The 8,532-nt window shown below is 54.0% G+C and carries 10 protein-coding genes and 1 pseudogene; 4 read left to right on the top strand and 7 right to left on the bottom strand.

Features of this window, described 5'->3' with window-relative positions:
• Positions 1-360 precede the first annotated feature (360 nt).
• Complete coding sequence (locus Q363_RS28835) at positions 361-1,632, bottom strand: hypothetical protein (protein ID WP_157467787.1); 1,272 nt, start codon at positions 1,630-1,632, stop codon at positions 361-363.
• A 188-nt stretch (positions 1,633-1,820) separates the two neighbouring features.
• On the opposite strand from Q363_RS28835, the gene Q363_RS28830 reads away from it, so the two are divergent.
• The gene (locus Q363_RS28830; RefSeq protein WP_035357597.1) at positions 1,821-2,105 is read left to right on the top strand and encodes a hypothetical protein; all 285 of its coding nucleotides are present in this window, start codon (positions 1,821-1,823) and stop codon (positions 2,103-2,105) included.
• A 3-nt stretch (positions 2,106-2,108) separates the two neighbouring features.
• Positions 2,109-2,231, top strand: coding sequence for a hypothetical protein (locus Q363_RS45705; protein WP_281176100.1), 123 nt, complete (start codon positions 2,109-2,111; stop codon positions 2,229-2,231).
• A gap of 161 nt (positions 2,232-2,392) precedes the next feature.
• On the opposite strand, the gene Q363_RS28825 is transcribed toward Q363_RS45705, so the two are convergent.
• From Q363_RS28825 to Q363_RS28810, 4 genes are all read right to left on the bottom strand, one after another.
• Positions 2,393-2,947: a GNAT family N-acetyltransferase gene (locus tag Q363_RS28825; RefSeq protein WP_035357596.1), complete on the bottom strand. Its 555-nt coding sequence runs from the start codon at positions 2,945-2,947 to the stop codon at positions 2,393-2,395.
• 408 nt (positions 2,948-3,355) lie between these two features.
• Positions 3,356-3,778, bottom strand: a complete 423-nt coding sequence (locus tag Q363_RS28820) for a hypothetical protein (protein WP_157467785.1) — start codon at positions 3,776-3,778, stop codon at positions 3,356-3,358.
• A gap of 221 nt (positions 3,779-3,999) precedes the next feature.
• Positions 4,000-4,242 carry an LVIVD repeat-containing protein gene (locus Q363_RS28815; RefSeq protein WP_035357593.1) on the bottom strand — a complete coding sequence of 81 codons (243 nt, stop codon included), beginning with the start codon at positions 4,240-4,242 and terminating at the stop codon, positions 4,000-4,002.
• 286 nt (positions 4,243-4,528) lie between these two features.
• Positions 4,529-5,032, bottom strand: a complete 504-nt coding sequence (locus tag Q363_RS28810) for a cupin domain-containing protein (protein ID WP_169747176.1) — start codon at positions 5,030-5,032, stop codon at positions 4,529-4,531.
• Positions 5,033-5,347: 315 nt separating this feature from the next.
• On the opposite strand from Q363_RS28810, the gene Q363_RS47065 reads away from it, so the two are divergent.
• Entirely contained in the window at positions 5,348-5,512 is a 165-nt protein-coding gene (locus Q363_RS47065; protein WP_084080880.1) for a DUF3885 domain-containing protein, read from the top strand.
• A gap of 378 nt (positions 5,513-5,890) precedes the next feature.
• On the opposite strand, the gene metG is transcribed toward Q363_RS47065, so the two are convergent.
• Positions 5,891-7,339 (bottom strand): methionine--tRNA ligase, encoded by a 1,449-nt coding sequence (gene metG, locus Q363_RS28800; RefSeq protein ID WP_035357590.1) that lies wholly within the window; start codon positions 7,337-7,339, stop codon positions 5,891-5,893.
• A gap of 106 nt (positions 7,340-7,445) precedes the next feature.
• Here metG and Q363_RS41475 point away from each other — a divergent pair, with 106 nt between their 5' ends.
• The gene (locus tag Q363_RS41475) at positions 7,446-7,616 is read left to right on the top strand and encodes a hypothetical protein (protein ID WP_157467781.1); all 171 of its coding nucleotides are present in this window, start codon (positions 7,446-7,448) and stop codon (positions 7,614-7,616) included.
• Between the two features lie 636 nt (positions 7,617-8,252).
• Here Q363_RS41475 and Q363_RS42405 read toward each other — a convergent pair.
• Positions 8,253-8,532 (bottom strand): annotated as a pseudogene (locus tag Q363_RS42405) (IS110 family transposase); the annotation flags it as partial.

Below are 8,532 nucleotides of genomic sequence, written 5' to 3'. Positions count from 1 at the left end.
GTGCCTCGGGCACCCAGTCTCACAGCCGACCCTAGGCCCTCTCGGATAACCTGAAAAAGCAATGGGCCACGAGTCCCAGATAGAACTATGGTTGGCACATGACCAACGTTCTGCTTGCTGGTTTCACAAGTCACTGGCATCGTCGCAAATCGAGTATGAGAACCACAGGGGAAGAACCCACAAGCGCTACGCGGTTGTCCGCAGCGTCCCGAGCCTTGGACCGGAATGTGAGAACAATCCTGCTCAATTCCAAGGGGGCTGAAAATCAACAAAAATTCAGCCGAAGGCGAAGTGTTTTTTGTTGACTTTCCTTCTTATAGAACATTACGGGCGCTTGACGAACCGAACTGCGAGGGCTGGTCAATTGTTCCTATGTTTTACGAGTTCTCTTGTGTCTGCGTAGGAATCGTATTCGCACTCGCGTCTGAGCGTCTCAGGCAACGCACCCAGTGCCAAGAGGCGCTCGACCACGGAACTGCGGCAATGAGCACACGGCTCCCTCTCATAGAGTTTTCTGAGCAAACGGCCTTCGCACTCAGAATCGGGATGCGCCGCAAAGAAGTCCCGCAAACTTCGGTCAAAGGCGTTCAGTGTACCAAGGTCCAATTCGGCATCGCACCAAGCTTCGATGATAGCGTGGTCCCGGTCATGAAAATTGTTGACCAGTAGGTCAATTGCATAGTCACGTAGTGAGGACCTGGTTTCGACAAGGCTGAATGCAATGCTGCGAATCCTTTCGTGCTCAAGGTTAGCGAGTACCCCCAATGCATGGCGCGGAACAGGACCGTCAGGCAACTCTACGAGCCGAAACAAATGGTCGAGTTCGCGTGGGAACTTTCTCTTCCTAAACAACCCCAGATAGAGTTTCAGTTTCTTCGCGTCTGTTTCCTTGGTCAGATCATCGGCTGCAAGTCTCAAGTTAGACTCGCTAGCCGTCTTCGCCCATAAATGCAAAATGCCGCCTGCTTTGTTGGCTTCAATCAGGGATCGTACGTCTCCATAAGTCAAAGAAGTTGGATCGGGCCTTTGATTCAGTGCCCGCAACGTTCGGTTCTCCTCGACCGCGTTCAAGTACGCCTTGATGTTCGTATCCGTTTCTGCCGCGTTTTTGAGCGCAGCCTCCACTTCTTCTTTGCCATAGATATCACTAGCTACCCACAGGAGGTAATCGTCCTCCCATCGTTCAGGATTCTGAGTCAGTAACTCTCCAATTCGACGGACCACAAAAACCAACCCCGCGAGACCATCAAGTTCGATGAACTCCGCAGCGACCTCATTGTCAGATATCATCTTGGTCTGAAAAGCTGAATGCATCGCTTGACGAGCGGATTGGTTCCCATCCTGGGCCAACAACCTCGCTATCTGAAATCGTTGAGATGTGTCCCAGTCATCCGCCTCTTCCACGAGTGACGGAATTACGGCGTCCGCATAGAACGCTAGTTCACCGGAGGCACGCATCATTTCCAACATGTACACCGCTCTACTACCCTCAACTTGTGGGTCGTAAGCTTTGTTGTGTAGACATGCGTCCAGGATGATTTCACGGTACGGGCGTGCGTCATGGTCAAGCAGATGGAGAACTGCCCTGCCGAGACCGAGGCCAACTGTGTTTTCGAATTCCTTAGTTTCCATGGTCCACAACATTATCGCCGCGGAGGTAGGTCAGGTCCGAACGGTAAGGGTGAACTTCCCGAAAAACGGGGTTCCCAGCAAGTTACCGAAATGCCGACTTCTTGGGAGCTTGGCCAGAGAACGGAAGCTGACAGCGGACGACTGTTTTATCCTGCCTTGGGTGGATATCGTTTAGCGAGGAGTATGGAATGCCTTGGACGGTTCGATTGGAAGATGAGCACGGCATACCGGAGACGAAAGAGTTCCTTGTCATCGAGTTCGGGTCTTTGCCTTTGGGAGAGGCATACCCCATCTCCAGCCTCATCGAGTCAGCTCCCTACTATCACACGCTACTCAATCCAGTTCAGGTAAAAGCCTTCATTGCAGAAATTGAAGCTGGTGATTGGGACCGTTCGGAGGCGTTAGCATCTCTGCGTGGCCTGGCTCAACGAGCGACAGCTCCCCACACTTATCTTCGCTTCATCGGGGATTGAGCAATGGCGAAGAGCGAGCAGGATTTGCCAAAACTGACTGCCGCCCAGGTGCACGCGCACGAGCAATTCGCATGGATGAACGACATAAGCTTTGAGCTTGATCCAGCAATGGACGAGGAACGATGAACAAATAGGTGGTGGGATCTTGATCGATCGGTACCAGCCCTGTCCATTGCCAGGCTGAAACGGGGTTACCGGCAAGTTCGACCCGCCGAACCCCGCTGGCCGAGTGAACTTGCTCAAAATGTGACTTTGCAGGCATTTCGGGATTACTTCCGGATGGCCGGTCACTCGGCAATGGAGAGTCTCTGTGTTGCCCGATACAGGACATGTTGCTGCAAATGAACGTCTGTCACAGCAGGGTGCTCGAAATACTCCTGTCGGTCACGCTTCATGCCAAGTCGTTCCATTACGTGGATTGATCGTAGGTTTTTTGATGCTGCAAACGCCACTATCTCGGGCATTCGCAATGTTTGGAATGCCATCTGGAGTACGGCCGCTCCGGCTTCCGATACGAGGCCTTTACCCCAAAAGCGGGGAAGAAGTCGCCACAGTATTTCTACGCATGGAGTAAAGTAGGCTTCGAAAATCGGAACAGAAAGTCCAATGATTCCGGCGAATTCTTCTTTGAACTCCAAGGCATATATACCGAATCCTCTCTCGGCGAACCCTATTTCAATTCTTTCAAACGCTGCATGGCTTTCTTCGAGAGACCATGGACGCGGAAAGAATTCCATCACCCGTAGGTCAGCATTCATTTCGGAAAAAGCAGACAAATCACCCTTCACCATGTGACGCAAGCGTCCATTGGAGGTGAGGATTTCGGAAGGCGCGATCAGCATGAATCAATTTTAGGGGAACAATTGTCGTACGGTCGGCAAACAGGAAGTAATGCGCTTGTAGCCGTTAACTTCCGGTCAGCCGGTGATTCGGCCAGTTGGCGGGAAAGCTACCTCGGCACGCCTTTGGCTTTCGACTTGCCCTCGAACTCATACACATCGAGCGGCATCCAGCGCCGCCACTGCTTTGGTGCGCTGCTCATCTGCCTGCCCCCTGGTTTTCGCTATGCGAGTCGATGGTTATCGCTATGCGACCAGCAGCGAGTCTGTGAGCGAGACGCATGAGGTTGCCGGTGATACGGCAACGACAGTACATGAATCGTGGTTTTGAGCAGCTATCGCCTAATCTCTATAGTTAGTCTTCTATACGCTCGATAGCTGTCACAACCTGAGTTCCCGGTCCTGAGCAGATCACCGCGTACAGGACTTCGGAGCCGAACGCAAAGTGTATGTGTGGAACGCGAGAGTTGGCGTTGAGAGGATGACACTCGGAACTTGTTGTGCGTCCTGAATTTCACTGGCTAGGACAGTGCCATTAACTGCCTTCGTTTTGGTAATTGCGAAGTCCTCGGTGACATTCACGGTTGTGCCGCCCTGCACCGTGATCGTCAGCGCCATGCTGCCGGTCCCGTCAGGATTCACAGTGTAGGTTCCGTGAAAACCGATGCTCGTAATGGACCGCGTGTTATTCGGCCCCGGCACATTGATAATGGCCGAGCCCGTCAGGTTGCCGTGGCCGTCCACAGTCTGCGTTCCCAACGCCCGTGCAATGCCTCCACTGTAAGAACCCACGACGCCATAGTCTCCACAAAAGCTTGCCAACGTGTATTTCACTTGAGAAGGTTCCCTGTCGTGATCCGTTTGGGGTATCGCCGCAAGAGAGGTCGTTCCGAGCGATGCGAGAAGAAGCAGACCTGACTTCCATAACCTAAGGAGTTCCATCGGAGTTCCACCTCGAAGATCTCGAATATTGGAATGGTTCGATCTAGATGAGTCCCGGCTGACGGGAATTATAGCGCTGTGGCTTAAAGGACGTATGATCGGCAACACGGAAGTTACCGGCCGGCCAGATAGACGTGGCGCCCGGAGACGGCGATGCCGTTGACCCGATTCCCGAGCGGCAGCTGGCTGCGCAGGACCGGGTTCAGGGGATCGGTGATGTCGACGGTCGTCAGACGTTGGCCGCTGTACTCGGCGACGTGGGCCAAACTACAGGACAGCACGATACCAATGGAATAGTTGTGATTGGTGACGAGTGAGGCGACCTTGCCGGTGCGAAGCGAAGTGGTGAGCGCCAACCACGCGCTCCACTTGAAAGACCGCGCCAAGATGCAGGACTGGGCCGACTTCCTCGAACATACGCAGGGCAGCGCGAAGGTCCTGCCATTCAAGGGAACAGCCGCCTGAAACTGTATCAACTAGCCTTCGATGCTTCGCAGTGCACCTTTGCGCTCGGAGGCTGCGAAGCGCAGCCGCTGGCAGGCAGGAGCGCCTTCGGCCATTAGGAGTTTCGACGAAGTGTACGGCTGCGTTTATGCTGTGATGGTGAAAACGCGCGCAATCCGTCACGCCGTTCCAAACGGTTTATCCGACGGAAAGCGGCGGGCCAAGCAGTTCCAGACCGTAAGCGTGATAAACCGCCGCCTCGTTGAGGTAATCACCGTCTTTGCGCCGCTTCGCATTGTCCCGAAAGAAAGACTCCATCTTATTGGCAGGCGCAAAGGCGATCAGCATTTTGCCAGGACCCTCGCCAACACTTGCCCAGACATGAGGCACCCCACGGGGTGCAAGAATGGAATCGCCAGGCTTCAACTGAAAACGCTCGGTGCCGATCTCCGCGATGTAGTCGCCTTCAAGAACATAAAACCACTCATCCTCATTGTGGTGCAGATGACGCGGCGGACCGCCCTTCTTCAGATTCGCATGTTGCATGATAAACAGATCGCCGCCGGTATCCTGGGTCAACACCTTGAAGGCAGTGGAACTGACGCCGATGGCGTGGTGTTCCCCAAGTCGGTCCTCGCCATTGGCAACACGAACAGCCTTCGTCGTTGTAGGAGTATTGCTGGACTGCCCGATAAGAGCCACGGGAAGCGCCGCGGATGCTGCGGCAAGAAAGGAGCGCCGTTCCATCTTCTGCATCTCAGTAGTACTCCTCTTCGCGATTTGTTTATTAGCTGAGAGGGCACCTAGCGCGCCACTCTCATGAGCGACTGACGGGGCCTGGATGACTGATAATACAACCATTGGATGAGCCACGTCCGAATTATTTGTTGGGACGGGTGACCCTTACATTCCGACCATGATGAGTCGTTATCCATCACTTGTTCTCATTCGGCTGGAACAGGATGGGTGGCTCACACCTGAGTCAGGGTGGGGGCGGGTGTCATCGGTCCCCGCTCAATGGTCATCATGCATATGTACGATGACCGAGGGCTCGACATAATTGCCGCGAAGCTGAATACCCTTCGTCCACTATTTGAAAGCTTCGGCGATTGGATACTGGAAAATCAGCGCCACAGGATAGCGTCTCGGTTTAAACCCACGCCTGATGAGTCGCCAGGATAACTCGCTCGATCCAACTGCACGAAACGGGGTTTTCGCCAAGTTCACCCGGCCCAGAGACGCGCCAACGCGAACTTGGTCAAAACGAGACTTTTCAGGCAGTTCGGTTTCACTTTCCGAGAGGCCGTTTACCAGGACTAATTCCAAAGCGCGTAACCAGGAGCAATCCGGACAGAGCACATGTACGACATGGCGACTATACGTCCGGAGAGGATTAGTAAGCTCTGCGGCGTTACTCGCGATCATGGAGCACACTTTCAGCCGTAATGTTCTCCTCGCCAGATGACTGTAAGAATTACGATGCAGCTCGGTGAGGACACTCCAAGCCGCTGTCAAGCACCACCTGGCCGCCATTCGGATGCGATCGACTGGCTGGCATTTCTACTCAATCCTGGGAAACAGCGGCTTCGCAGCTTCAATCGGTCTCGTGTTGAGTGCGTCGATCATCTTTTGGCTGGTTTCCGGCAAGAAGGGGCGCAGGTCGATTGCAACCCGATGGATTCCGTCGATCCAGCGTGCCAGAACCTCGTTTAGCTCCGTGATTTTTCCGCTTTTGAGTATCTCCCACGGCTTTCCATGGGCCACCTCTTTGTTGAGTCTCGCGATCTCGTTCCAGATGCGCTGTGCCGCTTCGTCTATCCGATATTCCTGCAATAGCCCGCGGACCTCGCTCAAGGTGGACGGCCTTTGAACCGAAGGGTCGAATCCTGGAAAGACTGACTTGGCGCAGAGACTAGTTACCCGGCTCAACAGATTTCCGAGGCCATTTGCCAGATCGCTTTCGTACACCTCAGAGAGTCTTTCCATCGAGAAGTCGCCGTCGTCGAACGGAGATACCGCTTTGAGCAGGAAGTGTCGAAACCCATCGGTTCCGAATCGATCAACGTACTCGAAAGGCTCAATGGCGTTACCCAGCGACTTGCTGATCTTTCGCCCATTCTCGGTCAAGAATCCATGCACGAAGAGTTCATTCGGGAGCGGCAACCGCGCCGAAAGGAGAAGGGCTGGCCAATACACGGCATGGAACTTCCAAACGTTCTTCCCGATGACGTGAATCTTCTCGGTCTCGCTGTTCCAGGTCTTTCGCCAGTCTTCGTTCGTGCCGAAGCCAAGGCCTGAGATATAGTTGATCAAGGCGTCGATCCAAACGTAGATGACTTGAGACGGACGGCCCGGAACCGGAATGCCCCAACCGCCTGAACGTTCCGATGAGCGTGAGATGCTGATGTCCTGTAAGCCGCTCCGAATGAAATTCAGCACCTCATTCTTCCGCTCGATCGGTACTATCCGAACTTCATCCTTGCTGATTAGCTCCTCCAGTCTCGCGCGGTAGGTGGAGAGGCGGAAGAAGACGTTTTCCTCTTCAACTCGCTTTGGAGCTACCCGGTGATCGGGACAACAGCCCTTGACCAGATCCCTTTCGAGGTAGAAGTCTTCGCAACCGACGCAGTACAGACCGGCGTAGCGGGTAGTGTATAGGTCCTCCGACCTGATTCGATTCCAGAATTCGATCACTCCACGCTTATGTCGCTCTTCCGTCGTTCGAATGAAATCATCCGCCGAAATATTCAGCCTTTCTACCAGGGAGCGAAAGGTTGTGGCATTCCGAGTCACCAACTCCTCAGTCGAAAGGCCCAGCGCCTGTGCGGCTAGAACATTCTTGAATGCGTTTTCATCGGTTCCCGTTTGGAACCAGACATCGTGTCCCGTGAGCCGATAATGCCGCGCAATGACGTCGGCCTGGATCAGCTCCAACGCGTGCCCTACATGAGGCTTCGAATTGACATAGGGAATAGACGTGGTCACATAGACTTTCTTTGGGGAAGTCATGGCTTCATCTCCTTGAGCGAATCCGGACGGAGCGGAAATATAGGCCACCGCGTCGCCCAACTTAGTGATTGGATTGTTCGGATTTGGAAGACAAGATTAGGCCGCCATGACTCCCGAGCGAGCGGCAGACAAGGAGAAGCGCGCTCTTTTCAGCGCAGTGGCATTCTTCCTTTCTGACCTCAAGCTCGGCATGACAAGTCTCCTGATTACCCTAAATATCGCTCAGTTATCCGAGAATTTCAAGCTGGCCCGCGGAAGCGAAAAAGGCTCACTTTAACGTATTCCTCGGTGGCCACATCAGCCTTGGCTGCGCCGATTACAGATACGCTGCGATTTTGCGTGCAAATCCATCGGGAGCATTCAAATTCCTGAGCATAACGAAATTTTCCGAATCAGGTCTTCTTCGACTTCTCGAGGAGCTTGCTGCATCACTCATTCAAATCTTTGCGCCCTCCTATTCGGCTCCAGCAGGCTCTAAAGAAGAACCCGCCGTCAAGAAAGACTCCGACAGCGGAACACAAACTCAATCTTCTGTGACGGCCCTTCAAGGCCCGAGACAGCAAATGGATGTCTGGTTCTGCCGAGCGCAGGAACCGATGCCGGGAGGCATACGTTGCGCGTTGAGCATCCTGGAAGTGATGACTTGCACGCTCTCCCGGGCGTGCCCGGGACACCCGTGCCTCCGCTTGACAGATGACTTACATGGATGTCGGCAATACGGAAGTAATCATTCTCCTCTTGTAGTGCACGTAAAACGGGGTTTTGAGAAAGTTCCCAGCAAGTTACCGAAATGGAGACTTTCCGGGAGGTTCGATCCACTGTAGGGTGGACAGGAAATTATCGTCCGATTGCAACCGAAATCCACGCAGAAGTAAGAGCGGGCGTACGAGGCTAGAAAGAAACAGAATCTCGATTAGGCTGCCGAGGGCGTGATTTGGACGTTGAATCCCAAGTTCTTCAAGCGGTGGATGAGGTGAAGGGCTTGCTTGTCTTTGGCGCGACGGTTGAAGTGGTTAGCGCCGAGATCCTGGTAGAGGGTTCCAGACTTGAGCATATGGTAAGCGGCAGTGAGCAAGGAGGAGGCTACGGCTCCGATAGCTTTTTTGGGGCCGCGGCGGCTGCGCAGGCGGTGGTATTGGGCCTGGAAGTAGCTGTCCTTGGTGCGCGCGGCCGCCCAGGCGCATTGCACTAGA

Origin of the sequence: Edaphobacter aggregans DSM 19364, assembly GCF_000745965.1 — a bacterium.
GTDB classification, from domain to species: Bacteria; Acidobacteriota; Terriglobia; order Terriglobales; family Acidobacteriaceae; genus Edaphobacter; species Edaphobacter aggregans.
The sequence above is the reverse complement of the archived record's forward strand: the minus strand, read 5'-3'. Positions and strand labels throughout refer to the sequence as shown.

What these genes read in the sequence shown, in the direction of transcription:
- Q363_RS28825 (WP_035357596.1), bottom strand. Translation starts at nt 2,947, where the DNA reads ATGCTGATCGCGCCTTCCGAAATCCTCACCTCCAATGGACGCTTGCGT.
- Q363_RS47065 (WP_084080880.1), top strand. Translation starts at nt 5,348, where the DNA reads ATGGTCATCATGCATATGTACGATGACCGAGGGCTCGACATAATTGCC.
- Q363_RS41475 (WP_157467781.1), top strand. Translation starts at nt 7,446, where the DNA reads ATGACTCCCGAGCGAGCGGCAGACAAGGAGAAGCGCGCTCTTTTCAGC.
- Q363_RS28830 (WP_035357597.1), top strand. Translation starts at nt 1,821, where the DNA reads ATGCCTTGGACGGTTCGATTGGAAGATGAGCACGGCATACCGGAGACG.
- Q363_RS45705 (WP_281176100.1), top strand. Translation starts at nt 2,109, where the DNA reads ATGGCGAAGAGCGAGCAGGATTTGCCAAAACTGACTGCCGCCCAGGTG.
- Q363_RS28835 (WP_157467787.1), bottom strand. Translation starts at nt 1,632, where the DNA reads ATGGAAACTAAGGAATTCGAAAACACAGTTGGCCTCGGTCTCGGCAGG.
- metG (WP_035357590.1), bottom strand. Translation starts at nt 7,339, where the DNA reads ATGACTTCCCCAAAGAAAGTCTATGTGACCACGTCTATTCCCTATGTC.